This is a genomic window from Spongiactinospora rosea, assembly GCF_003315795.1.
Taxonomy (GTDB): Bacteria; Actinomycetota; Actinomycetes; order Streptosporangiales; family Streptosporangiaceae; genus Spongiactinospora; species Spongiactinospora rosea.
This window is the reverse complement of record NZ_QMEY01000009.1, coordinates 133,224-156,810: the sequence shown is the minus strand read 5'-3', so window position 1 is coordinate 156,810 and position 23,587 is coordinate 133,224. Positions and strand designations below refer to the sequence as shown.

Annotated in this window: 23 protein-coding genes; 17 read left to right on the top strand and 6 right to left on the bottom strand. The window is 70.4% G+C overall.

The genetic code is table 11. From position 1 onward, the window contains the following. Positions 1–59 precede the first annotated feature (59 nt). Positions 60–887, bottom strand: a complete 828-nt coding sequence (locus DP939_RS21975; RefSeq protein WP_113982739.1) for a maleylpyruvate isomerase family mycothiol-dependent enzyme — start codon at positions 885–887, stop codon at positions 60–62. A gap of 75 nt (positions 888–962) precedes the next feature. On the opposite strand from DP939_RS21975, the gene DP939_RS21970 reads away from it, so the two are divergent. Further along, positions 963–2,438 (top strand): hypothetical protein, encoded by a 1,476-nt coding sequence (locus DP939_RS21970; protein WP_113982738.1) that lies wholly within the window; start codon positions 963–965, stop codon positions 2,436–2,438. A gap of 403 nt (positions 2,439–2,841) precedes the next feature. Here DP939_RS21970 and DP939_RS21965 read toward each other — a convergent pair whose 3' ends face one another. Next, positions 2,842–3,846: a saccharopine dehydrogenase gene (locus DP939_RS21965; protein WP_113982640.1), complete on the bottom strand. Its 1,005-nt coding sequence runs from the start codon at positions 3,844–3,846 to the stop codon at positions 2,842–2,844. A gap of 81 nt (positions 3,847–3,927) precedes the next feature. Here DP939_RS21965 and DP939_RS21960 point away from each other — a divergent pair, with 81 nt between their 5' ends. Then, positions 3,928–4,563 (top strand): TetR/AcrR family transcriptional regulator, encoded by a 636-nt coding sequence (locus DP939_RS21960; protein ID WP_113982639.1) that lies wholly within the window; start codon positions 3,928–3,930, stop codon positions 4,561–4,563. Between the two features lie 164 nt (positions 4,564–4,727). Beyond that, a complete protein-coding gene (locus DP939_RS21955) occupies positions 4,728–5,855 on the top strand; it encodes a winged helix DNA-binding domain-containing protein (RefSeq protein WP_113982638.1) in 1,128 nt (375 codons plus the stop codon). On the opposite strand, the gene DP939_RS21950 is transcribed toward DP939_RS21955, so the two are convergent. Continuing rightward, on the bottom strand, positions 5,810–6,418 hold the full coding sequence (locus DP939_RS21950) for a TetR/AcrR family transcriptional regulator (protein ID WP_113982737.1): 609 nt from the start codon (positions 6,416–6,418) through the stop codon (positions 5,810–5,812). The two genes, DP939_RS21955 and DP939_RS21950, sit on opposite strands and share 46 nt — an antisense overlap. Before the next feature lie 116 nt (positions 6,419–6,534). Between DP939_RS21950 and DP939_RS21945 the strand changes: the two genes are divergently transcribed. Beyond that, positions 6,535–7,560, top strand: a complete 1,026-nt coding sequence (locus DP939_RS21945) for a hypothetical protein (RefSeq protein WP_113982637.1) — start codon at positions 6,535–6,537, stop codon at positions 7,558–7,560. Positions 7,561–7,678: 118 nt separating this feature from the next. Continuing rightward, on the top strand, positions 7,679–9,175 hold the full coding sequence (locus DP939_RS21940; RefSeq protein WP_113982636.1) for an alpha/beta hydrolase: 1,497 nt from the start codon (positions 7,679–7,681) through the stop codon (positions 9,173–9,175). A 48-nt stretch (positions 9,176–9,223) separates the two neighbouring features. Here the strand turns inward: DP939_RS21940 and DP939_RS21935 are convergent, their stop codons facing one another. Further along, positions 9,224–9,964 carry a Clp protease N-terminal domain-containing protein gene (locus DP939_RS21935; protein WP_113982635.1) on the bottom strand — a complete coding sequence of 247 codons (741 nt, stop codon included), beginning with the start codon at positions 9,962–9,964 and terminating at the stop codon, positions 9,224–9,226. Positions 9,965–9,988: 24 nt separating this feature from the next. Further along, on the bottom strand, positions 9,989–11,293 hold the full coding sequence (locus DP939_RS21930) for a hypothetical protein (RefSeq protein WP_225878415.1): 1,305 nt from the start codon (positions 11,291–11,293) through the stop codon (positions 9,989–9,991). A 233-nt stretch (positions 11,294–11,526) separates the two neighbouring features. Here DP939_RS21930 and DP939_RS21925 point away from each other — a divergent pair, with 233 nt between their 5' ends. The 5 genes from DP939_RS21925 to DP939_RS21905 all read left to right on the top strand — a co-directional run bounded on the left by DP939_RS21925 (position 11,527) and on the right by DP939_RS21905 (position 16,608). Further along, positions 11,527–12,183, top strand: a complete 657-nt coding sequence (locus DP939_RS21925; RefSeq protein ID WP_113982736.1) for a response regulator transcription factor — start codon at positions 11,527–11,529, stop codon at positions 12,181–12,183. Next, the gene (locus tag DP939_RS21920; RefSeq protein WP_113982633.1) at positions 12,180–13,349 is read left to right on the top strand and encodes a sensor histidine kinase; all 1,170 of its coding nucleotides are present in this window, start codon (positions 12,180–12,182) and stop codon (positions 13,347–13,349) included. The genes DP939_RS21925 and DP939_RS21920 overlap by 4 nt, the downstream gene beginning before the upstream one ends. Before the next feature lie 60 nt (positions 13,350–13,409). After that, positions 13,410–13,979 carry a TetR/AcrR family transcriptional regulator gene (locus DP939_RS21915; protein WP_147268070.1) on the top strand — a complete coding sequence of 190 codons (570 nt, stop codon included), beginning with the start codon at positions 13,410–13,412 and terminating at the stop codon, positions 13,977–13,979. 156 nt (positions 13,980–14,135) lie between these two features. Further along, positions 14,136–15,356, top strand: coding sequence for a cytochrome P450 family protein (locus tag DP939_RS21910; protein ID WP_113982631.1), 1,221 nt, complete (start codon positions 14,136–14,138; stop codon positions 15,354–15,356). A gap of 31 nt (positions 15,357–15,387) precedes the next feature. Next, positions 15,388–16,608: a cytochrome P450 gene (locus DP939_RS21905; protein ID WP_113982630.1), complete on the top strand. Its 1,221-nt coding sequence runs from the start codon at positions 15,388–15,390 to the stop codon at positions 16,606–16,608. Here DP939_RS21905 and DP939_RS21900 read toward each other — a convergent pair. Further along, positions 16,598–17,446, bottom strand: coding sequence for a helix-turn-helix domain-containing protein (locus DP939_RS21900; protein ID WP_113982629.1), 849 nt, complete (start codon positions 17,444–17,446; stop codon positions 16,598–16,600). The genes DP939_RS21905 and DP939_RS21900 overlap by 11 nt on opposite strands. Before the next feature lie 93 nt (positions 17,447–17,539). On the opposite strand from DP939_RS21900, the gene DP939_RS21895 reads away from it, so the two are divergent. From DP939_RS21895 to DP939_RS21860, 7 genes are all read left to right on the top strand, one after another. Next, positions 17,540–17,974, top strand: a complete 435-nt coding sequence (locus DP939_RS21895) for a PPOX class F420-dependent oxidoreductase (protein WP_113982735.1) — start codon at positions 17,540–17,542, stop codon at positions 17,972–17,974. Between the two features lie 5 nt (positions 17,975–17,979). Continuing rightward, positions 17,980–18,984 (top strand): aldo/keto reductase, encoded by a 1,005-nt coding sequence (locus DP939_RS21890; RefSeq protein ID WP_113982628.1) that lies wholly within the window; start codon positions 17,980–17,982, stop codon positions 18,982–18,984. A 106-nt stretch (positions 18,985–19,090) separates the two neighbouring features. Continuing rightward, positions 19,091–19,288, top strand: coding sequence for a DUF5708 family protein (locus DP939_RS21885; protein ID WP_113982627.1), 198 nt, complete (start codon positions 19,091–19,093; stop codon positions 19,286–19,288). A gap of 106 nt (positions 19,289–19,394) precedes the next feature. Further along, positions 19,395–19,820, top strand: coding sequence for a helix-turn-helix domain-containing protein (locus DP939_RS21880; protein ID WP_225878414.1), 426 nt, complete (start codon positions 19,395–19,397; stop codon positions 19,818–19,820). Positions 19,821–20,442: 622 nt separating this feature from the next. Beyond that, on the top strand, positions 20,443–21,090 hold the full coding sequence (locus tag DP939_RS21875; RefSeq protein ID WP_113982625.1) for a hypothetical protein: 648 nt from the start codon (positions 20,443–20,445) through the stop codon (positions 21,088–21,090). Between the two features lie 760 nt (positions 21,091–21,850). Next, positions 21,851–22,666 (top strand): alpha/beta fold hydrolase, encoded by an 816-nt coding sequence (locus DP939_RS21865; RefSeq protein ID WP_113982734.1) that lies wholly within the window; start codon positions 21,851–21,853, stop codon positions 22,664–22,666. Positions 22,667–22,787: 121 nt separating this feature from the next. Then, positions 22,788–23,420, top strand: coding sequence for a TetR/AcrR family transcriptional regulator (locus DP939_RS21860; protein WP_113982623.1), 633 nt, complete (start codon positions 22,788–22,790; stop codon positions 23,418–23,420). The last annotated feature ends 167 nt before the right edge of the window (positions 23,421–23,587 follow it).

Genomic DNA, 23,587 nt, shown 5'->3' with positions numbered 1-23,587 from the left:
ATGTGACCGTACCGCTACCGGTGCCGTGTCCGCCAGGCACTCTCCGACAGGTGTGCCGATTATGCGACGATCGCGAGCAATGTCGTCATCGCGGCGGTGAGTTCGGGGTCGCCGCTCAGGGTGGCGCGGGCGCGGGCGTCCTCGACGGTGATGCCCCTGGTGGCGAGCCGCCAGAAGGCGTCCTGGTCCAGCACGGCCCGCGCGGCCGGTTCCTCGCCGGAGGCCGCCGGCCGCCAGCGGCCGTCGTGCCGGACCACGGTCCACCGCCCACCGGCCGGTCCGGTCACCTCCAGGCGGGCCTGCGTGCCTTCGGGGCGGTCGAGCCCGCGCAGGGTGTACGGCAGGGCGCGGGCGAAGATGTCCGTCACCGGGGCCATGAGATCGGGCTCGGTGGCTCCGGGGAGGCCGACCGCATCGCGTATCTGCTGCTGGTGCACCCAGAATTCGGTGTATTCGCGGCCGATGTCCAGCCAGGTGGGGCTGTTGACGTCGGTGGCGGCCCAGGAGACGTTCAGGTCGGCGGGCGCGTCCAGGTCGCGGGTCGCCCACATGGCGTCGAGCTGCGACCCGGCGTGTTCCAGTAGGTCGATGAGCACGTACGGGCTGAGCTGGCGGGCCGCCCGGACGAACTCCTCGTTGGTACGCGCCAGATAGGCCGGAAGCGTCTCGTCGTCGGCGAACACCGCGCCGCCGTACCCATCACGGCTGCCCGACAGGCGGCGCAGGTAGTCGTTGACGACGTGTCCAACGATGTCGTGTACGTCCCAGCCTGGACAGACCGTCGGCTTGGCCCAATCCGCCGGGCTCAGCGCCCGGAGCAGGCCGAGCATGGCCTGCCGCTCGCGCGGGAACAGCGGACGGACGTCGATTGCCGCACCGAAGGTCATCACGGCCACGACCCTACCGAGCCGCCTCGGATGCCCGGACGCGGCCATGAGCCCGCGGACGGCCACAATCGGCTCATGAGCCACCTCCGATGCGGCCTCGCCGCCAATCCGGCCCTGCCCGGTGACCTGGTCGACCGGCTCATCGCCACCGCCGACGAGGACACGGCGGGACATCTGGCGAATCGTACGGATCTCAGCCATGGTCAGGCGGTGGCCTTGCTGGCGCGTGATGAGGAAACCGCTGCGGCACTGGCCGAGCGCGGGCTCTTGGTGGCGAGCGACATCGACCCCGCGGCGCAACCGCACGCCGCACTCGCACTGCTCGCCGCGGCCACGGGACGCCCGGAATGGGCACGCCGGCTCGCGGCCGACCCTGGTGCTGACCGCCGGGAGGAACTGGCCGCCTGTCCGGGGCTTCCGCCCGACGTACGGGAGACGCTCGCGGCCGACACCGATGTGCGGGTCGTCGCGGAACTCGCCCTGTGGACGACTTCGCCGGATCTGGCCGCCGAGCTGGCGCTTCACCCGCAGGCCACGGTACGCCGCGCGGTCGCGACCAACGAGTCCACTCCACCGGCGGTACTCGCATGGTTGCTCACATCCAAGGGGGCTCTTTGCCTCGGCTCTTCTGAAGGTGCCCGTGGTGGATCGTGTGAAAGTGCCGGTTGCCACGAAATCGGCTGCGGTCAGGAGTCCGCGGTTCATGGCATATGGCTGATGGCGTTGAGTAACCCGGCGACGCCCGCGGCGGCCGTGATCCCGTTCGGCGGGCACCCCTCGATGCTGCTCCGGGCCAAGGTGGCCGCGCGGCCCGGCCTGCCGCCGGAGGTGTACGAACGCCTGGCGAGCAGTCCGGAACCGGGCGTCCGGTCCGCGCTGGCGGAGAATCCCGGCATCGGCGAGGAAGTGACGCGCGTACTGGCCGCCGACACCAGCAACGACGTACGGCGCGGGTTGGCGCACAATCCGTGTGTGCCGCTCGGCCTGCTCGTCCGCTTGGCCGGGGTGACCAAGATCGGCTCGGCTCTGTTGCCGCGGGTGGCGGCCGCCTCCAGCGATGAGGTGGCAGAACTGGCGGCGGCCGCGGACCCGGCCGTCCGGATGCTGGTGGCCGAGCGCCGTGATCTGCGGGGGGAGATCCGCGACGCGCTGGCCGTCGACCCGGACGCCAAGGTGGTCAAGGCCGTCGCGCCGCACCCCGGCTTGCCGGATGTGCTGTTGCGGGCGATGGTCGCCCGGTTCGGCGCCCAGGTCGTCGCACAGGTGGCCAGGAATCCCGACGCGACGCCGGGTCTGCTGGAGGACCTGGTACTGCACGGGCCACCGGTCCGCAAGGCGTTCCGTGAAGTGGCCCGCCACCCGCATGCCACGGCTGCGGCACTGCTGGCCTGCCTGTCCGACCGGCGCGCACGGCCGATCGCCGCCGGGCACCCGGCCCTTCCCGCGCAGGTCATCGTCGAACTGCTCGCCGACGACGACTGGGAGGTGGCCGAGGCGGCGGCGGCCAATCCGACCCTGCCGGCGGCGGTGATGCGGAGGCTGGCCACCTGAGGCGGCGACCGGCCTGGGGCAGATGCCGACAGGGGGCGTACCGATCCCACCACCTGCTGCTGCGGCTGACGGTGATGCGGGGTCGGGCGGCGGCTGATTCGATACTGCCACCTACGGTGGCGCCGGGACTGACGGTCTGAGCGCCACCCCGGCCGGGGACAGGTCTACCGGGGGGTGGTGGCGGTTGATTCGGCCCTGCTGCCTGTGGAGGTGCCGGGACTGAGGGTCTAGACGTCACGCTGGTCGGGCGCGGGGCTGCCGGAGGACCGGGGCGGGTGTGGTGCTGGCGCCTGTGGTGGTGCCGTGATTGGTCCACGCCGGGGGGCGGGTGTGGCTGTTCCTCGGTGATGGTGGGGGTGAGGGCCTGTCCCGAAAGCGGGTCGCCTGATCTTGCAGGAGGGGGTCAGGGGGTGATGGGGAGGGTGCCGATTTCGGTCATTCGGGTGGTGGCGTAGGTGGGGTCGATGAGGGATTCGGGGGTGTGGAGGCCGGGGGTGGGAAGGGGGCCATGGAGGCCGAGGAGGTGTTCGATGCCGAGGGTGATGCCGAGGGCGGTCAGGGGGCGCTGGCCTTCGGGGTGGGTGAGGTGGCGGGTCGTGGTGAGGGGGGTGCCCGCCGGGCTTGTGCCCTCGATGTCGATGCGGAACTCGATGGAGGGCGGTCCGCCGCGTCGTCTGCTCGTGGACTCGCCGGCCGCGAGGTCGAAGTGGACGTTGGGGGCGCCCGTGGCGAGGGCGACGCTCGGTACGTCCGGGATGGCGACCCGCTGGCCGGGGAGTACGACGCCGTCGGCGCAGGCGACCTCGACCGCCTCCGCCTCCGCGCCGCCGATCCAGGTGAAGACGCCGTCGCGGCGGACCAGGCCCGCCATGGAGACCGCCATCAGGCGTTCCATGTCCTCGATGGCGGCGGGGCCGCCGGCGTCCTGTTCGTCCAGTACCGCCGCCATGTGGACGGTCTCGACGTGCGCGAACTCCCGGGCCGCGTCCAGTGCCGCCAGGACGACGAGGCCCGCCAGGCAGTGGCTGGCCAGCAGGATCGGGGCGGCCGTGGTCCGCTGGGCGCCCGCGATGACCTCCGGCGTCAGGTCCATCAGGCCGCTGGAGATGCTGAGGTACGGCAGGCCGTGGTCCTGCGCGTACCGGAGCCCGTTGAGCCGGGAGTCCCACACCGTCGCGACCACCGCCGAATGGCTCCGCCCGCCCGGCAGGCCGAGGTCGCCGCGCCGCAGGTCGATGGTGACGGCGTCGGCCGCACCCAGCTCGTCGGCGACCCGCTGCGCGCGGCCGAGGTCACGCCCGGCGATGGTCAGCGGCAGTTCCGGGTGCCACCGCCGGAGCAGGGCGGCGGTACTCGCGCCCGCCTGACCCGAACCACCCAGGATCAGTACCGATTTCGAGTGCTCCATCGACGCTCCCCTTCCAGATAACCTACATTTTGTAGCCTACACTTTGTAGCTTAAGCTGGGGCCCCGACGCAAGGGAGGACCATGGCCCCGAGATCGACCCGCCTGTCCAAGCAGGCGAGGCGGGAGCAGTTGCTGGACGCCGCCACGGCGTTCGTGCGCGCCCACGGCGCCGACGGCCTGACCCTGCCCTCCCTCGCCGAGGCCGCCAAGGTGAGCAGGCCGATCGTCTACGACCACTTCGGCACCCGCCACGGCCTGCTGCTCGCGCTCTACCTGCGCCTGGACGAACAGCACCGGGCCGCGCTGACCGAGGCGCTGAAGGACGCCCCGCCCACTCCCCACGAGGTCGCCCGCGTCATCAGCGGCGCCTACTTCGCGTGCGCCACCGCCATGCCGGAGCTGAACGCCGTCGCCGCCGCGCTGCGCGGGATTCCGGAGCTGGACGCGATGCAGCAGGAAGTACTGGACAGGTACATCGACCTGATGGCCGACGCGCTCGTCCCCTACTCCGCGATCACCGGCGAAGCGCTGCGGCTGCGCTGCGTCGGCGCGCTGGGCGCGGCCGAGGCGATCGCCGCCGAGCTGACCCGGGGGCGGGTGAGCGCCGCCGACGCGGTGACCGCGCTGGCCGACCTCCTGATGGGCGGCCTGGACACCGGCCGCCCGGACGGCAGTTCAACAGCGCCCAGCGGGTGCAGGCGATCAGGGCGACCCTGATGACCCCCGCCGGAGCTGGGCGCCGCCGTGGCGGCGGTGCTACTCGTGGACGACCGGGTGCTTGACGACCGGGTGGTTGACGGACCAACAAGCGGCCACACCCTGTCCGCTACTGCTGCGAGAGTGATCCCAGCCCACCCAAGAAGGGAGCGACCTCCGCGCCGATGACCGTTCTCAGCACCCGGGCGCTCAACCGCGCGACCCTCGCCCGCCAGCTACTGCTCGACCGCGCCGACCTGCCCGCCCTGGATGCGGTCGCGCATCTCGGCGGCCTCCAGGCCCAGGAACCGCAGGAGCCGTTCGTCGGGCTCTGGTCGCGGCTGCGCGCGTTCGATCCGGCGGCGCTGTCGGACCTGCTGCTCGACCGCCAGGTGGTACGCGCGCCCCTGATGCGGCGTACCGTCCACCTCGTCACCGCCGCCGACATGCTGGCCTGGCGGGCCCGCCACGACGCCATGCTGCGGCAACGCGTGCTCGGTACCTACCGCCGCGAACTCGCCGGTGTGGACCTGGACGAGCTCGCCGCCGCGGGCCTCGCGGTGATGTCCGACGGCGAGCCGCGTACGATGCCCGAACTCGCGCGGGCGCTCACCGCCCGCTGGCCGGAGCCCGGACACCGGCCGCTCGGAGAGATGCTGATCGCCGGCCTGCTCCCCGCGGTGCAGTTGCCGCCGCGCGGTCTGTGGCGCGCCAAGGGCGGAGCGCGCTACGCCCTGGTGACGTCCTGGCTCGGGCGCGAGATCGACCCACCGGCCGCGAACGGCTCCGACCCGGTGGGCAAGGCGCTGGTACGGCGTTATCTGGCGGCGTTCGGGCCGGCCGCGACGGCCGACGTACGGGCCTGGTCGGGCCTCGCCGGACTGCCCGCGGCGGTCGCCGAGATGCGCGACGAGCTGGTCACCTTCCGGGACGAACGGGGCCGCGTACTGCTGGACCTGCCCGACGCCCCGCGCCCGGACCCGGACACGCCCGCCCCGGTACGCTTCCTGCCCGCCTTCGACAACGCGATCCTCGGGTACCACGACCGCAGCCGGATCATCGACGACGCCCACCGCGGCCTGTCCGTCGAGGGGGTCCGTGTCGTGCTGGTGGACGGCCGGGTCGCCGCGACCTGGACCGTCAAGGACGACACCGTGACCGTCACCCCGCTTGGCGACCTCACCCGGGCCGACCGCGACGCCATCGCCGATCAGGGGCGGGAGTTGGCGTCGTTCCTCTCCGATGGCGACGGCGACGGCGACGGCGGTCAGGTGGAGGTGACCGCGCCCCGCCCTCGTACCAGCGGAAGGTAGACCTCGTCCACGATCTCGACGAGGACGTCGTCGGGGGCGGTGGGCACCCCGCGCATCACGAACTCGTTGCGCAGCAGCACGATCGCCACGGTCGCGACCCGCGGGTGCAGCGCCTCGGGGGAGACCTCGCCGCGCGCGACCGCGCGCCCGAGGACGGTGAGCCAGGGGGCCGCCGCGGCCTCCCCGGACTGTTCCTGCAACTGCGCCAGTACCTCCGCCGCGCCGCCGGCCGCGGCGAGCAGGTCGCGCAGGATCGCGCCGAGCGGCGAACTCCAGTGGCGATTGGCCCCGCGCAGCAGCTCAAGGGCGTCGCCGCGCAGGCTGCCGGTGTCCGGCGAGGAGACCGCCGAGGTCAGCAGCCGGTACGCGGCGACGCCCAGTGCGAGGCGGTTGGGCCAGCGGCGGTAGATGGCGTTCTTGTTGGTACCGGCGCGGAGGGCGACCTTGTCCATGGTCAGCCCGGCATATCCGGATTCGGTGAGTTCGTCCACCGCGGCGCGCAGGATCGCCTCCTCCAGTGCGGCTCCGCGCCGCCGTGTCCGCCCGCCGCCCGGCTGTGTCATCGGATCCTCGCTCTCCTGGCCATCGGTACGCCGCGTACCGGTCCAATTGTGGTTGCCCTCCTCGTCCGTCGGCAACTAAGGTACGTGGCGTACCGTATCTTCCGAGGAGGCCAGCCATGCGCGCGAAAGGCATCAGCTACGACACCGGTTTCGTCAAGGACGGGGTGATCTCCCGCAAGGAGTTCGATCCCGACGTGGTCAGGCGCGAACTGACCGTCATCCGTGACGACCTGCACTGCACCGCCGTCCGCGTGATGGGCGGCGACCCGGAACGCATCGAGATCGCCGCCACGCACGCCGCCGACCTGGGCCTTGAGGTCTGGTTCTCGCCCTATCCGCTGGAACTGACCAACGCCGAGATCCTGTCGCTGTTCGCCGACTGCGCCGAGCGCGCGGAACGGATCAGGCGGCGCGGGGCCGAGGTCGTGTTCGTCACCGGCGCCGAACTCAGCCTGATGGTCAAGGGCCTGCTGCCCGGCGACGACTCCGCCGAGCGGGTACGGCTGCTGCGCGAGTCCGATGACCTGCCGGGACTCCTGGGCGCGACCGCCGCCCGCATCAACGAACTGCTCGGCCAGGCGGTGGCGCTGGTACGCGAGCGCTTCGGCGGCAAGGTCACCTACGCGTCGGTGCCGCTTGAGCGGGTGGACTGGACACTCTTCGACATCATGTCCGTGGATCTCTACCGGTCGGCGGAGATCGCGGATCGGTTCGCCGAAGGTGTCCGGACCCTTGTCGGGCAGGGCCTGCCGGTGGCGATCACGGAGTTCGGGTCGGCGGGGTACAAGGGGGCGGGCGAGCGCGGCGCGAACGGGCTGGAGATCGTCGAGTACGACCGGGAGACCGGCGCGCCGGTCCGGCTGAACGGCGAGTACGTACGCGACGAGGCCGGTCAGGCCGCGTACCTGCGGGAGTCGCTGGAAGCCTTCGAGGCCGCGGGGATCGACGCCGCCTTCGTGTTCACCTTCGCGCTGACCGACCACCCGCACCGGCCCGACGGCGATCCGCGCGCGGACCTGGACCTGGCCTCCTACGGCGTCGTCAAGGTCTACGAGGACCGCAACGGGGTCGCCTACCCTGACATGCCGTGGGAGCCCAAGGCGGCCTTCAACGCGGTCGCCGAGTATTACCACGAGCAATGAGACGCGGCCACTGACGTATTTCTCGTCATTATGAACAGCGGGCCGTGGTAACCGGAATCAAGGTGATCGACAATCTTGGCGTCCAGGCAATGGACGTGCCCCGGTGATTGGAGATCACATGCGTAAGACCGGGCCATTACTCGCCGCGGCCCTGGCCGCCCTCGTCGGCCTGACCGGGCTCACTCCCGCGCAGGCGGCCGGACCGGACCCCGCCACGATCGAGTGGGCCGCCTGCGCGCCGCCCGCCGAGAACTTCGAGTGCGGCACCCTCACCGTGCCCGTGGACTGGAAGAACCCGGCCGGGCCGACCGTCGAGCTGTTCCTGTCCAGGCAGCGCGCCACCGACCCGGCGGCCCGGATCGGGTCGCTGCTGGTCAACCCCGGCGGGCCCGGTCTGTCCGGTGCCACGTTCGCCACCTTCGACTTCTTCAGCCCGGAGGTCCGCCGCCGGTTCGACATCGTGGGCTTCGACGTCCGCGGCACCGCCAAGAGCAATCAGGTCCTGTGTTCGGGCGATCTCGTGGCCCAGTATCCGGACACGTTCATCAAGAACCAGGCCGAACTCGACCACTGGCGGGATTTCAGCACCCGCATGCGCGCCGACTGCAAATCCCGCACCGGACCGGTGTTCGAGCACCTGGACAGCATTTCCGTGGCCCATGACATGGACGCCGTCAGGGCCGCGCTCGGCGAGGAGAAGGTGAGTTATTACGGGATCTCCTACGGGACGGTGATCGGCCAGGCGTACGCCGAGCGGTTCCCCCGCCGCATCCGGGCCATGGCCCTGGACAGCGTGGTGGACCACAGCGCCGGCCGCGAGCGCTATTTCCGGGACACGGCCGCACACGCCCAGGGCGCCTTCGACGCCTTCGTGAAGTGGTGTGCGGGCGAGCCCCGATGCGCTCTGCACGGCAAGGACGTACGCGCGATCTGGACGCGCCTGAAGGACCGCGCCGAACGCGGTGAGCTGGGCAGGATGACCAAGTCCCAGGTACTCCGGATCATCTTCAACGGTTCGTACGCGCCCGCGTGGTACTCCGCCGCCGAGCAGATCGCCCGACTCGACGCGAGCGCCCCGCAGGCGCAGGCACCCCTGCGGGCCCCGGGTGACTTCCATCTGCCCTGGCAGCTCTTCTGCGCCGACTTCGACATGCGGATCCGGGACTACCGGGAGTACACCCGGCAACTGCGCCACGCCAAGGCCGACGCCCCGGACATGGAGTTCAATCCGTCCACGCTGACGGTCAACTCCTGGTGCCTGAGCGAGCCGCGCCCCATCCCGTATCCGCAGCGCCGCCTGCGCGCACCCGGCGCCCCGCCCATCCTGGTCGTCAACTCCCGCAACGACCCGATCACCGGCCACGCCTGGGCGGCCAGTGTCGCCCGCCAGCTCGGCAAGGCCGGCCGGTTGCTCACGTACGAGGGCACCGGGCACACCGTCTACGACCGCAGCGACTGCACGATCAGCACGATCGACCGGTACCTGATCGAGCTGAAGCCGCCCGCGTACCGGGCGAGCTGCCCCGCCGTACCGCTGGAACCGCCCGCGGAGGCCCTCAAGCCGAACGACTTCCTCCTCCAGGACCTCACCGACCGGCTGACCCCACGCCACTGACCAGCCCGACCAGTGGGCCTCGGCCCGCCAAAGGCCGAGGCCCACTGTTCAGGAGGTCTCCCCCGAGCGCAGGACGCGATCGATCTCCCGCCGGATCCTCTCCTCGGCGGGCTCCTTGGTGACGCCGAGGCCGGTCAGCGCCCGCACCGCCGGCACGTCGTCCAGGGCCAGGACGCCGAGCAGGATGTGCTCGGTGCCGACGAAGTCGTGCCCGAGCCGCAGCGCCTCGCGGGTCGCGAGGTCGAGCGCCTTCTTGCCCTCCCCGGCGAACGGGACCGCCCGCCCGGCGTCGCCGTCCACGTCCCCCGGCCCGAGGGCGGCCGTCACGGCCTCGCGTACCGCGTCGCCCGACGCCCCCAGCGCCTCCATCGTCGTGGCGGCCAGGGCCCCGGGATCGCGCAGCATCGCCAGCACCAGGTGCCCCGCCTCGATCCGCTCGTGCCCCCCGGCACGCGCCTCCTCCTGAGCCTGTACCACGACGGCCCGCGCCCGGTCGGTGTACCGGCCGAAGGCCTGCAGGTCCTCCGCCAGCGTGGGGGTGCCCCCGCTTCTGGGCACGAACCGCTTCTGCACGGCCTGCTTGCTGACCCCCATGCTGCGCCCGATGTCGGTCCACGAGGCCCCGGACCGCCTGGCCTGGTCCACGAAGTGCCCGATGAGATGATCGGCCACCTCGCCGATGTGCTCCGCAAGGGTCACCGCATCGGTCAACTCCCCCAGCGGGTCACCGTCCGGATGCCTGCCCTTGATCGCGTTGATCAGGTCGTCGAGACGAACGCTGCTCTCCATGCGTCAACCATAAGTTGACGTTTCTCAAACGTCAACCACTGGTTGACGCCTCTTCTGGAAGGCCAGGGCGGCGGCGACACAGGCGAGCGGGATGGACGGCAGCACGTACCGGTGGTCGAAGTCCAGGGCCGCCACCGGGCCCACCAGCAGGAACATCGAGAAGGCCCAGGGGAGCAGGGCCGCGCGGCGGCGGCCGATCGCGCCGATCATGCCGACCAGCAGGATGACGCCGAAGAGCGGGCCGTGCAGGAACCAGGGGTAGGGATAGGCCGCCAGGATCGTGCCGAAGGGCTCGACCGAGCTCAGGCCCTGGATGTCGGAGTCGTACTCGCGACGGACCTTGCCGATGAGGGTGTGCTCCTCGGGCAGCGTCCAGGCCCCTTGGGGGAACGTGTTGGCCAGGCTGACCCGTTTGGGGTGGTTCACCGGCTGCCAGGTGAAGGCCAGCGAGGTGTCCTTGACGATCTCCCTGAGGTAGTCCAGCGGTTGCGCGGCGATCGCCTTCAGCGCGAACGACCTGGCCAGTTCGTTGTGCGAGAACCGGTTGCCGGGCAGCCGGTTGAGCGCGGAACCGGGCAGCCAGACGTACTCCGAGGCGGCGTCCGTCACCGAGCCGTTCGGGCACATGACGGCCTCGCGGGCGGGCGGGCGGATCACCGAGCAGTCGGCGAAGGTCATGGTGCGGGCCCACAGGGCGATGCCGTCCGAGCCGCTGAGCGCGAACCGGCCGTGGTGCTGGGCGTACCAGCCCGCGTACCCGGCCAGCGGCAGCACCGCCGCGACCAGCAGGGCCGCCGTCCTGCGCCAGGGTGTGCGGCGCAGTACCAGCCACAGCGCGGCCAGGCCGATCAGCGGCACCGCGGCGGTGCGGGTCAGCCCGGCCAGCGCGAGCAGCAGCCCGGCCAGGGCGGCGGCCCGGGTGGAGACCTCGCGCCGCCACATCAGCGCCAGCAGGCCCGCCACGACCAGGAAGATCACTTGCAGGTCGGACAGCACGGCGTGCTCCAGCCGCAGGAACGCCGGGTCGAACAACACCGGCGCCGCGGCCAGCGACGCGCCCCACCCCGGCAGCGACCAGCGGCGCAGCAGCAGGTAGATCATCGCCCCGACGCCCAGCCCCATAGCGTGCTGTACGCCCGCGATCAATTCCACGCTCTGGAAGGGCCGCAGCAGCCACAGGAACCACGAGTACCCCGCCGGGTGAAATGCTCCTTGCGGGCGCATATGTATGGCAGTGTCCAGATAGGTGAACGAGTCGTACCAGTAGAGCTGCGCGGTGTTGTACCCCAGCATCACCAGCACGCGTAGCGCGACGGCCGCCGCGAGCACGAAAAGGAAGATTCGGTGCCCGGATCGTACCCGAGTGGTCGTTTCACTCGGTCGCGGCCGCGCCAGGACGGCTGCCATGTCACACTCCCCCGTTGTCCCGGCCGGGGCGATCCCGGCCTTGGGGGCGGTAGTCCATCGTGCGCCGGATAACCTGAACGTCACTCAAATGGGTTATGTCCGCGTTATCTGGACAGCGCCAAACTGGCGGTATTTCGGATCTTCCGGGGGTGACGGTGCGGGTTCTGGTCGCAGACGACGAGCGGATGCTCGCCGATTCGATCGCCGAGGGCCTGCGGGGTGAGGCGCTGGCCGTGGACGTCGCCTACGACGGTGACGCGGCCCTGGAACGCCTCGGTGTTCACGACTACGACGTGGTGATCCTGGACAGGGACCTGCCCGGCGTCCACGGCGACGACGTGTGCCGCACGGTGGTCGAGCGGGGCTGGCTGGTCAGGGTGCTCATGCTGACCGCGGCGGGCGACGTGCGCTCGCGGGTGACCGGGCTGTCGCTGGGGGCCGACGACTACCTGCCCAAGCCGTTCGCGTTCGAGGAACTGCTGGCCCGGGTGCACGCGCTGGGCCGCCGGGCCAGGCCCGCCGATCCGCCGATGCTGGAACGCGCCGGAGTACGCCTGGACTGGGCGCACCGCCAGGTCTTCCGCGACGGGCGGTACGTGCCGCTGGCCCGCAAGGAGTTCGGGGTGCTGGCCGAACTGCTGCGCGCCCAGGGCGGGGTGGTCTCGGCGGAGCACCTGCTGGAGAAGGTCTGGGACGAGCACGTCGATCCGTTCACCAACACCGTGCGCACCACGATGATGAAGCTCCGCAAGAAGCTCGGCGGTCCCCAGATCATCGAGACCGTGCCGGGATCGGGGTACCGCATCCCATGAGCATGCGCATGCGCTTCGCCCTGGCCTGCGCGGGGGTGTTCCTGCTGCTCTCCTCGCTGGTGGTGGTCACGGTCTACTTCGTCGTGCGTTCGAGCCTCGAGTACCGCGCCTCGGTTTTCACCCCCGACCGCATCACGACCGTGCGTCCCGACGGGCGCACGCTGTCCTCCAAGCGAGACTCCAAAGGCTATGAGCTGGCCCGCGGCTTCGGGATGGAAGTACGCGCCACCTACCAGCGGAGCGCCCTGGACGACGTGCGGCTGGGCGGCGGGATCGCCGTGGTCGCCGGGACGGCCGCGGCCTTCGGGCTCGGCTGGCGTACGGCGGGCATGGTGCTCCGCCCGCTCAGGAAGGTGACCGAGACCGCGCGCCGGGTGGCGCAGAGCCACGACCTGACCGAACGCCTCGGGTACAAGGGCCCGCGCGACGAGGTCAAGGAACTGACCGGCATCTACGACACGATGCTGGACCGGCTGGCGCGCTCGTTCGACGGCCAGCGCAGGTTCGTCGCGAACGCCTCGCACGAACTGCGCACGCCGCTCACCATCAACCGGACCCTCGTGGACGTCGCCGTGCGGCGGCCGGACGCGACCGAGGACGTCAAACGGCTCGGCGAATCCCTCCTGCTGGTCAACACCAGGCACGAACGGCTGATCGACGGGCTGCTGGCGCTGGCCGAGGGGGAGCAGGCGGTGCTGGACCGCCGGCCGTTCGACCTGACCGACGTGGCCGAGCACGTGCTCGACCAGGCCGCCAAGGAGGCGGCGGAGCAGCAGGTGCGGCTGCACCGGCTGCTCGATCCGGCCCCGACGCTGGGGGAGGCGGTGCTGGTCGAGCGGCTGGTGCAGAACCTCGTGGAGAACGCGATCAGGCACAACCACGCCGATGGCGAGGTGTGGGTGACGACGCGGCGGCGGGCCGACCGGGTGGAACTGGTGGTCGCCAACACGGGGCTCCAGGTGCCGCCGTACGAGATCGAGACGATCTTCCAGCCGTTCCGCCGGCTGCACGGCGACCGGCTGCGCTCGGAGCGGGGCAGCGGGCTGGGGCTGTCCATCGTACGGGTGATCGCCGACGCGCACGGCGGGACCGTGACGGCCAGCCCGCGGGAAGAGGGCGGCCTGACGATCAGCGTCGAACTCCCGGCCGACCAGAACACCGCCTGACTCCCCGGGCCGGCGGGTTCGCTTGACGCTGGGCCGATAGTGACTGTTTACTATCTTCACGTGGAGGGGAAACGGCGCCCGCGGGTAGCGGCACAGCAGCGGCGTGAAGAGGTCATCGAGGCCGCCCTTGCGGAGTTCGCCCACAAGGGCCTGCACGGCGGCTCGACGATCAACATCGCCCGCCAGGCCGACCTGTCGCACCCCAACCTGTTCCGGCTCTTCTCCACCAAGAAAGAGCTGTTCGTGACCGTGCTGACACGGGTGTTCGAAATCATCGACCGCGAGATGGTGCAGCGCGGCGAGGCCGCCGGGTCCGACCCGCGGCCGGCGATGTCCAACGCCTGGGGCGGGCTGATGGAGCGTCGCGAGCTGATGCTCATGCTGTTGCAGGGGTACGCCGCGAGCGACGACCCCGACATCCGCGACCTGATGCACCGCTCGACCCGGTCGGTCTTCGAGCGGGTCGAGGCGATGCCGGAGATGAACGCGGACACCGCGCACCGGTTCATCGCGGAGGGCGCTCTCTACATGATGGCCTCGGCCATGGACCTCCCGGCACGCGCGGCCGAGGACCCCTGGGCGGACCGCTTCCTCGCCTCCGGCGGCAGCCAGGGGAACACCTCTGCGTGACCGGGGCTGTGCATTCGGTAGCGGGATGGCATATAGTTACCTACCGTAACGTTCCGTGATCGCTTAGTTGGCAACGATCAGGACGGTCCTGTCCCCCTGATCCCCCGCGTGCGCTGTCCCGTCCCAGTCCGTTCTGACGACCCCTAGGAGAGAGGGATGTCGCAGACCACCGCCACCACGTTCCCCCCTGCCGCCCTGGCCGACCCCTACCCCTTCTACCGCGAGCTGCGCCAGGCCGGCCGCGTGCACCACGTGGTCATCCCGTACGGCCGTGCGGCCTGGTTCGTCACCGGGCACGCCGACGCCTGCACCGTCCTCAACGACCCCGGCTTCAGCAAGGCCCACAAGCATTCCGAGAAGCGGGCAGGTGGCGGCGCAGGCAGCGAGAGCGCCTTCGCCGACAACATGGTGAGCACCGATCCACCCGAGCACACCCGGCTGCGGCGGCTCGCGCAGGCCGCGTTCACCCGACGCAAGATGGAAAACCTGCGCTCCCGGATCGCCTTCCACACCGGCAACCTGCTCGACTCCATGGAGCGGGCGGGCCGGGCCGACATCATGGCCGACCTGGCGCTCCCGCTGTCCACGCGGATGATCTCCGACCTGCTCGGGCTGTCCCCCGCCGACGACGGCATCCTGCACGACCACGCCGCGGCCCTGCGCCTGGACCACGCCGTCATGATGCAGGAGCGGCCCGACCCGGCCGCGATGGTCGCCCGGTTCCGCCGCGAGCAGGCCGTCCTCGGCGACTACTCCCGCCGGATCATCGCCGAGAAGCGGCAGACCACCGGCGACGACCTCGTCCACGACCTGATCGCGGCCCGCGACGGCGACAACCGGCTGTCGGAGCGCGAGCTGGTGGCCACCGTGATGCTGCTGATCACGGCGGGCTACATCACCAGCGCCAACGTCATCGCCAACGGCGTGCACGCGCTGCTGACCAACCCCGACCAGCTCGACCTGCTCAGGCGGCGGCCCGACCTGATCCAGTCGGCGGTGGAGGAGTTCCTGCGCTACGAGGGCTCGATCTCGGTCGTCGAGGGCCACGCGGCCACCGACATCGACCTCGGCGGCGAGGTCATCCCCGCCGGGTCGCTGATCTTCCTGCCGATCCACTCCCTCAACCGCGACCCCGCCGTCTTCCGAGATCCCGACCGATTCGACATCACCCGCTTCCCCAACCCGCACCTGGCCTTCAGCAGAGGCGTCCACTACTGCCTGGGCGCGCACCTGGCCCGGATGGAGGCCGAGGTATCGGTGCTCGCGCTGGTCCAGCGCTTCCCCGGCCTCGTGCTCGACCACGACAGGCCCAACGAGCTGTGGATGCACCACTTCTTCATCCGCACCGTCAAGACCCTGCCCGTACGGCTCGGCTAGCCCGTCCCCCCGTCCCGACAGGAGCCGGAACATGCCGCAAAGCCCGCAAAGCCCGCAACTCCACAGGTTCCCCTTCCAGGTCGCCAACAAGTTCGAGCCGCCCGACGTGCTCGCCGAGATGCGGGCCGCCGACCCGGTGGTGCGCATCGTCCTGCCGTTCGGGCTGGAGGCGTGGCTGGTGACCCGGCATGCCGACGTCCGCGCGGTCGCCGCCGATCCGAGGTTCAGCAAGCAGGCCGCCACCACGGCGGGCCGCAGCCCCATCCCGATGGTCAGCGGCTCCAAGGCGCTGTTCTGGATGGACCCTCCCGAGCACACCCGGGTACGCAAGATCGTGTCGGCCGCCTTCACCGCCCGCCGGATCGAGGCGCTGCGCCCCCGGGTCGAAGGGCTGGCCGCCGACCTCGTCGACCGGATGATCGCCAAGGGGCCGCCCGCCGACCTGATCACCGAGGTCGCGCTCCCCCTGCCGCTCGCGGTCATCTGTGAGCTGCTCGGCGTACCTGGCGACGAGCGGGAGCGCTTCCAGGAGTGGGCCGACCAGATGCTGTTCACCGGGGCCGCCGCGCCGGGGCAGGTCGAGCAGATCCGGGCCGCGCGCGAGGCGCTGGACGAATACCTGGGCGACCTCATCCGCCGCAAGAAGGCCGCGCCCACGCCCGCCGACGACATGCTGACCATGCTGCTGCGGGCGCACGACGAAGACGCCCGGCTCACCGAGGAGGAGATGCGGGCCTTCAGCGTGGTCCTGCTGGTGGCGGGCTACCACACCACCACGGGGAGCCTCACCCACGCGATCTACCACCTGCTGCGCGACCCGGCCCGCTACCGGCTGCTGCACGACCGGCCCGAGCTGATCCCCACCGCGGTGGAAGAACTGCTCCGCTACAGCCAGATCGGCAGCGGCATCGTGACCATGCGGGTCGCCACCGAAGACGTCGAGATCGGCGGGGCCGAGATCAAGGCGGGGGAGGCGGTGCTGCTCTCGATCAGCTCCGCCAACCGCGACGGGTCGGTCTTCCCCGACGCCGACGCTCTCGACCTCGCGCGCGCCGACAACCAGCATCTGGCGTTCGGCCACGGCATCCACTTCTGCCTGGGCGCCCAGCTCGGCCGGCTGGAGCTGGGGGCGGCCCTGTCCGCGCTGGCCACCCGCCTGCCCAAGGCACGCCTGGCGGTCTCCGACAGCGAGCTGAGCTGGCCCCCCGGTCAGATGATCGCCCGCCCGGTCACCTTCCCGCTTACCTGGTGACCTGGAGGGGCATGGTCCGTCCGGCATGGGTGAGCAGGTCGAGCGCGGCGGCGGTGGCGTCGTCGGCCGGGAGGTAGACGAGCAGGCACTGCTCGTCGGGGCCGGGCAGCTCCAGGCTCTCGTACGCGAGCACCAGCTCACCCGCCTCCGGGTGCGCCCAGCGCTCCACCCCGGTGCGGGCGGGCAGCGCGCCCGTTTGGAAGCGGTCACTGAACCGGCTGCCCGCGGTGATGGCCAGCTCATCGGCCAGCCGGACGGCGTCAAGGTCGCCGAGCGCGGCGGCGGCCCGCAGCCCGGCGGCCCGCTCGGCGGCGACGTGCTCCCAGTCCGGGAAGACCGTCATCGCCCGCGCGTCGGTGAAGACGTACCTCGCCAGGTTGACCGGCCACGCGTCGAGCAGGCCGGTGGGGGCGGCGAGCCGGGCGTACCCCTCGGTGTTGGCGAGCAGGTCGCCGAGCCGGTTGACCACCAGGGCCGGGGTCGGTTCGAGGCGGTCGAGCAGCGCCCTGACCGTGGGACGCACACCGTCGGCCGACCGCTCACTGCCCTGGCAGGTGCCCCCCGAGACGGTCTTGACCAGCCGGTACAGGTGGACGCGCTCGTCGCTGGAAAGGCGCAGCGCGTCGGCGAGCGCGCCCAGGATCTCCGTGGACGGGCGGCGGTCACGGCCCTGCTCCAGGCGGGTGAGATATTCGACGCTCACCCCGGCCAGCGTGGCCAGCTCGGCCCGGCGCAGGCCGGGAGTACGGCGGCGTGGGCCTCCCGGCAGGCCGACCTCGGCGGGTGTGACGGACTCGCGCCTGGACCGCAGGAAAGCGCCCAGCTCATTGCCCTCCATGCCGCCGAGTCTATGGCGGATCTGGGTGGCCCTGGGAGGGCCAGCCCTGTGCCGGTCTCCCTGGGCGGTGTCTCCTCCGGCAGGCTCGGCCGCATGAGCACTTTCACCGAACGAGAGGTCGCCTACCTGGCCGGTCAGCCGCTGGGCCGGCTGGCCACGGTCGGCCGGGACGGCAGGCCGTCGGTCCGGCCGGTCGGTGTCATCTACGATCCGGAGGCCGAGGCCCTGGTGATCGGCGGGGTGGCCGGTTCCGGCATGGCGGGCAGCAAGAAGTTCCGGGACGTCGCGGAGCGCCCCGACGTGTCGTTCGTGATCGACGACCTGGCCACGACCGACCCTTGGGCGCCGCGCGGCATCGAGGTCCGCGGGCACGCGGAGGCCCGCACCGACGGCGGCGAGGAGGTCGGGCGGCGGCTCGGCGCGCCGTTCCCGTTCGAGGCCGCGTGGATTTTGATCCGGCCGCGCCGGGTCCTGGCCTGGGGCATTGACACCGGGTCCTACCGGCTGACCGCGCGCGACGTGGCGTGAGCGGGATGCGTTATCGGCCGCTCGGCCGGACCGGGCTGCGGGTGTCGGAGTTGTTCTTCGGCGCGATGACGTTTCATGAGCGCGGGGACGTGGCACGGTACCGGGCCATGCTCGATGCCTACGCCGAGGCCGGGGGCAACGTGATCGACACGGCTTCGGCGTACGGGGAGAGCGAGCCGATCCTCGGCGAACTGCTCGCCGGCCACCGGGACCGGTTCGTGCTGGCCAGCAAGTACTCGATCTCCCGTGACCAGGACGATCCGAACGCCGGGGGCAACCACCGCAAGAACCTCGTGCTGACGCTGGAGCGCAGTCTGCGCCGGCTGCGGACGGAGTACGTGGACCTGTACTGGGTGCATCTGTGGGACCGGCACACGCCGCTCGAAGAGACGATGCGTGCGCTGGATGACGTGGTACGCGCCGGGAAGGTGCTGTACGTCGGCATCTCGGACGCTCCCGCCTGGGTGGTCAGCCGGGCCGACACGCTGGCCGAATGGCGGGGCTGGACGCCGTTCGCCGGTCTCCAGGTGCCCTACAACCTGCTCAAACGGGACATCGAGCGGGAGCTGCTGCCGATGGCGGAGGCGTTGCGGCTGACCGTGGCGGCCTGGGCTCCGCTGGCCCGCGGGGTGCTGTCCGGCAAGTTCCTCCAGGACGGTACTCCGCAGGGTGACACGCGAGTCGATCCGGGCACGCTGACCGCTCGGGACCACGCGGTCGCGTACGCCGTAAGCCAGGCCGCCGCCGACCTGGGCACCACGCCCGCCCGGGTGGCCCTGGCCTGGCTCCGCGCCCGCTCTCCGGTGATCCACCCGATCATCGGCGCGCGCGATGTCGCCCAGCTCACCGACAATCTGGGTGCGACCGAGGTCGAACTGCCGGAGGAGATCGTCGAACGGCTGGCGGCGGCGGCCGAGTTCGAGGCGGGGTTTCCGGCGGACTTCCTGGCCGAGTGCGAGGCCGATCCGTGGGTGTTCGGCAAGGGGCGGCCTGGGCTGCTGGTGTCGTAAAACCAAATATGTAGCCCGATCTCATCAATCCGCAGGACATTACCCGCGAAATCCGTCACTAGCGTGGGGATCCGTGCCGCGCACACCACCAGGAAGGAAGTCCCGCATGGCGTCCCCGCGCAAGACGTTGATCACCGGCCTGGCCACGCTCGTCGTGGGGGCCGCGCTGTGGCGGTACGGGCTCGACGTCGAGATCGTCATCTTCGCGCCGTCCAAGATCGGTGTGGTGCTGATGGCGATCGGCGGGCTGGAGACCCTGTACGGCCTCTACAAGATGGCGGCCGCCTCACGCCGCACCGAGTGACGGTCAAGGCCGCGAGCTGCGCCCGCGGCGAAATCCCCTGCTCGACATCGCGGATCAGGGCTACAAATGAAGCATGGCTCAACCGCGCGGAGAGAGGGATCCGGCCGTGACAGTGCACTTCTTCCCACCTCACGATCCCCAGCCGAAGCGGGGCGAGGACCCGTCGGCCGGCAACGGTTCGATCGTGGAGCTGGGCCGCCGCTGGCCGAAAGAACCACTCCGCTCCCTGCTCGGCAAGGCCCTCCGCCGCTTCCGCCGCGACCAACGCCGCACCCTCGCCGACGTGGCCGTCGCCGCCAGCATCTCGGTCCCCTACCTCTCCGAGGTCGAACGCGGCCGCAAGGAGGTCTCCTCCGAGATCCTGGCCGCCATCTGCGACGCCCTCGGCATCGAACTCGCCGAACTCCTCACCGCCGTCGTCACCGACCTCACCCCGACCCGCCCCGCCTGGCACGTCAGCCCCCCCGCCCCCAACCTCACCCACCCCACCCCACCCGGCCCCGGCACCGTCGTCTCCCTCTTCGCCGCCTGACACCGGCCGACGCCGCTCTGCCATTCCCGGCCGTATGGTCTGTGGGTCCGTCGTCGTTCCCGTATGCGCGGCGTTGCGGCGGTGTCCCGCTCAGCGGTCAGATGTGCGGCGTGTCCGGGGGCGTGGGCTGCCGTCCTGGTGGCGTCGTGTCCTTCTGCGCGGGGGGGCGGTGTTCGGGCATGCCGGTGTGTTTGCCGAGGTCGTGCGCTGGTCCTCGGTACGGCGGAGCCTCCTGCCTGCCGCCGCCCGTGCTCGGTAGCGCCCTGGTGTCCGGCGTTTCGCGGGTGATGTGCCGGTGCGCCGTACCGAGCACCGGCTGAACGGGTTCATTTCCCAGCGTCCATAGCACTCCGGCGGCGAGTGGTGGATCGCCGCCGTGCTCTGATTGCGGGTCCGATGTGATTTACCCGGTGAAGAGTGGGGCAGGGCGATAGCGTAGCGGTGTAGTTCGTGTGAGATCAGCACCTGGTTGAACACCATGACTGAACCTTTTTCAACCTCAGGTTCCCAGGTCAAAGGCGGTATGCGAGATGCCGTATCCGCTTGACCAGGCGTCCTGCCGCGGCATCAGGCCCGGCCCGAGCCCGGTTGAAAAAGGTTCACTGGGAGGAGACGGAAGGGCATGGCGCTTGCGACTCTGCCGCTGGATGATTTCACCATCAAGTTATGTATTATGTTGGCCGGTTCCGGGTGGGATCGGTGGCGGCTTGATGAAGTTTGGCGGGTCAACCGGCTGGGCGGGAGGGCCGATACGTCGCTGCCGCAGCAGATCTTCCAGAACTTCGAAAACATGCTCACAGTGCGCGGCAGGGAAATGGTGGCGTTGCTGCACTCTGACCTGCCTGCCGTCTCCGGGTTCTGTGTGCCCTTCGCGCTCTTCTATATCCCGGACGATGAAGACGGCCCCGATGTGGCGTCACTCCAGGATCTGCAAATCCGCGACCCCGCTTGGTCTTTCGCTGATACGGTGAGGAAGGGCGATTTCGACGAGGTGTGGCGGCAGGCATGTCTGCCGGTGCAAAAGTCGCTCGGCGTTCCCATGCTGACGGGATTGCATGCCGACGACGAATGGCATCACGCGGCCTGGCGTATCGATGACCGGTTGCTGGTGCTCGCTCAGGCCGAGGATTTCAATTCCACAGTCTTTACGACCAGGCGGCCCTCTGGCTGGTCGATCTCCCGAAGGACGCCCGCCTTCCCACTGGTGACGACCTGTACGACGTTCTCGTCACCGCGGCCCTGGGATGAAGCCGGTCGCACCGGCCCATGATCCTCGTCTGTTCGCGGCCCTCCTCACCGACGGCGCTGTTCTGCGGCGGTCTGGAGGGGGCGGGGGCGTTTGTCTGTTGATAAATTTTGAATTGGTTGCCACTACGCCTGAGCGTGGCTACGGTTGGTGTGTGAGGGCGCATGCGTGGGGGTGCGGGCGCTGTGATGACGGGTGACGAAGTTAAGCTGCGAGTGTGGCCGGTCGATCCGGATTTTCGGGGAGATCCCCAACCCGCTTGAGTGGAAAATCATCTCGGACAGCGATTTCGATCGCTTCCAGGGGGCCGTTGACGCTGAGGACGTCTATCGGGCATGTATATCGATGTTCCGCTGCCATGGCTGTGGTCGGCTGTGGGTCTACTGGGGCGGGTTTGAGGGTACGCCGGTGTGTTACAGGCCGGAAGGCTGATTGTTCTGGAACCGGGGGCGTGCGGAGTGGCCGGCCTTGATGACTGGCATGATGCGTATTCGCGGGTGTACCAGGATCCGGGGCGGGTCGGAGAGGTCAAATCCGGGGTGTGGGGGGCGTACGCTGGATTTGGTTTTTGTGGTTGAGGGTGTGGATGCCGGGTGGGGGATTCCGGCCTTCTGGTGTGGTGGTTGTGATCGGGGGCCGGCGTTGTGTGCGTTCGTTGTGCCGGAAGGTGGGGAGATCGTAGTGCGTGGGGCGGGGAGTGAACGGGGGCGAATTTCGGACTATCGCATTGTGGTGGAGTGACGATCGACGGAGACATACACCCGAAGAGAGGATGACGCTCATTATGACCACTGTTCACACGCTGGAAACCGACGGTGTGCAACTGCACTACGAGGTGCGCGGGGATGGGCCGGTGTTGGTGTTGGTGGGGTCGCCGATGGCGGCGGTGGAGTTCGGGTCGTTGGCGGAGGCGATGGCCGGGGAGTACACCGTGGTGACGCACGATCCGCGGGGGATCTCGGGCAGTGTGCCGGCCGATCCGGATCAGGATTCCACGCCGGAGCTGCGGGCGGGCGATGTCGTCGCGTTGCTGGACGCGGTCGGGGCCGAGACGGCGGACGTGTTCGGGAGCAGTGGTGGGGCCGTGACCGGGCTCGCGCTGGCCGCGCGGTATCCGGAGCGGGTGCGGACGCTGGTGGCGCACGAGGCGCCGGTGCTGGAGCTGTTGCCCGATGCCGACGAGCAGCGGGCGATCGTGGACGGCATCGTCGAGACGTACCGGCGGGAGGGGGTCATGGCGGCCTGGCAGGCGTTCATGAAGGCATTCGGGGTCGGTGGCGATGACGACCAGGGGCCGCCGCCGCCGTCGGAGGAGTCCCCGGAGACGTTGCTGGAGAACAGCAGGCGGTTCTTCCTCCATGAGATGCGGCCGACGACCAGGCATGTGCCGGATGTCGCGGCACTGCGGGCCGGGCCGGTGCGGGTCGTCGTCGGGGTCGGCGCGGAGTCGCGCCCGCTGACGACGTACGACACCTCGGTCGCGCTGGGCGCGCGGCTCGGCGTCGAGCCGGTGGAGTTCCCCGGGCAGCACATCGGCTTCGTGGACAGGACGAAGGAGTTCGCGGGGGTGCTGCGGCGGGTGCTCCGCGAGCGGGCCTGAAAAGGAACCGACCGGTTGGTATCTAGACTCGCCAACGGGCCAGGGACGGCCAGGAATTAGATACCGAGCGGTCTGAAGCGAGTAGGATCGGGCGCGGCGGGCCGATGCGGAGAGGCTTGACGTGGCGGATCTCAGTCCCAGGAGCCAGGGCGACCAGGGCCGGCGTACGATCGTGCGCGACCCCGAGGGAGCGCGCCGCGCCCTGCTCGCCAGCGCCATCCAGCTCTTCGAGAAGAACGGCTACGCCGCGACCTCCGTGCAGAGCATCACCGCCGCCGCCAACCTCACCAAGGGCGCCTTCTACCACCACTTCAAGAGCAAGGAAGACCTGCTCTTCCACGTACACGACCGGTTCATCGACTACCAGCTCTACCGCGCCCGCAAAGTGGTCGCCGACGTCAAGCTGCGCGCCGACGCCAAACTGCGCCGGCTGATCGTCGAGGCGCTGCTGGAACCGATGGCCATCTACAGGTCGGAGATCACCGTGTTCCTCCAGGAGCGCCGGTTCCTCTCCGGGGAGGTCTTCGCCGAGATCAAGCACAAGCGTGAGGAGTTCGAGCGCCATTTCGTGGAGGTGATCGAGGCGGGCATGCGGGAACGCGTCTTCCGGCAGGTGGGGCCGCCGCGCATCGTGGCGTTCGGGATCATCGGGATGGGCGCCTGGACGCATGTCTGGCTCGATGGGGAGGGCGCGATCTCACCGGCGGAGGTCGGCGGCACGTACGCGGAAATGGTCGTCAACGGTCTGCGCTGAGGCCCGCCGGGGGACCCACGTCGCCCCCGCGGGCCCGCCCGCACATCCGCCGAGCTTGACGCTCCTATGGTGGTCGTGCAGATTGATGACGTCTTCCGGTTGGGAGCGACATGGATTTCGCGATATTAGGACCGGTCGAAGTCTGGCAGGACGGAGCCCGGATACCA

What these genes read in the sequence shown, in the direction of transcription:
- DP939_RS21935 (WP_113982635.1), bottom strand. Translation starts at nt 9,964, where the DNA reads ATGGAGAGCAGCGTTCGTCTCGACGACCTGATCAACGCGATCAAGGGC.
- DP939_RS21895 (WP_113982735.1), top strand. Translation starts at nt 17,540, where the DNA reads ATGAGCACTTTCACCGAACGAGAGGTCGCCTACCTGGCCGGTCAGCCG.
- DP939_RS21945 (WP_113982637.1), top strand. Translation starts at nt 6,535, where the DNA reads ATGCGCGCGAAAGGCATCAGCTACGACACCGGTTTCGTCAAGGACGGG.
- DP939_RS21940 (WP_113982636.1), top strand. Translation starts at nt 7,679, where the DNA reads ATGCGTAAGACCGGGCCATTACTCGCCGCGGCCCTGGCCGCCCTCGTC.
- DP939_RS21950 (WP_113982737.1), bottom strand. Translation starts at nt 6,418, where the DNA reads ATGACACAGCCGGGCGGCGGGCGGACACGGCGGCGCGGAGCCGCACTG.
- DP939_RS21965 (WP_113982640.1), bottom strand. Translation starts at nt 3,846, where the DNA reads ATGGAGCACTCGAAATCGGTACTGATCCTGGGTGGTTCGGGTCAGGCG.
- DP939_RS21970 (WP_113982738.1), top strand. Translation starts at nt 963, where the DNA reads ATGAGCCACCTCCGATGCGGCCTCGCCGCCAATCCGGCCCTGCCCGGT.
- DP939_RS21975 (WP_113982739.1), bottom strand. Translation starts at nt 887, where the DNA reads ATGACCTTCGGTGCGGCAATCGACGTCCGTCCGCTGTTCCCGCGCGAG.
- DP939_RS21905 (WP_113982630.1), top strand. Translation starts at nt 15,388, where the DNA reads ATGCCGCAAAGCCCGCAAAGCCCGCAACTCCACAGGTTCCCCTTCCAG.
- DP939_RS21920 (WP_113982633.1), top strand. Translation starts at nt 12,180, where the DNA reads ATGAGCATGCGCATGCGCTTCGCCCTGGCCTGCGCGGGGGTGTTCCTG.
- DP939_RS21890 (WP_113982628.1), top strand. Translation starts at nt 17,980, where the DNA reads ATGCGTTATCGGCCGCTCGGCCGGACCGGGCTGCGGGTGTCGGAGTTG.
- DP939_RS21885 (WP_113982627.1), top strand. Translation starts at nt 19,091, where the DNA reads ATGGCGTCCCCGCGCAAGACGTTGATCACCGGCCTGGCCACGCTCGTC.
- DP939_RS21955 (WP_113982638.1), top strand. Translation starts at nt 4,728, where the DNA reads ATGACCGTTCTCAGCACCCGGGCGCTCAACCGCGCGACCCTCGCCCGC.
- DP939_RS21875 (WP_113982625.1), top strand. Translation starts at nt 20,443, where the DNA reads ATGGCGCTTGCGACTCTGCCGCTGGATGATTTCACCATCAAGTTATGT.
- DP939_RS21910 (WP_113982631.1), top strand. Translation starts at nt 14,136, where the DNA reads ATGTCGCAGACCACCGCCACCACGTTCCCCCCTGCCGCCCTGGCCGAC.
- DP939_RS21960 (WP_113982639.1), top strand. Translation starts at nt 3,928, where the DNA reads ATGGCCCCGAGATCGACCCGCCTGTCCAAGCAGGCGAGGCGGGAGCAG.
- DP939_RS21865 (WP_113982734.1), top strand. Translation starts at nt 21,851, where the DNA reads ATGACCACTGTTCACACGCTGGAAACCGACGGTGTGCAACTGCACTAC.
- DP939_RS21900 (WP_113982629.1), bottom strand. Translation starts at nt 17,446, where the DNA reads ATGGAGGGCAATGAGCTGGGCGCTTTCCTGCGGTCCAGGCGCGAGTCC.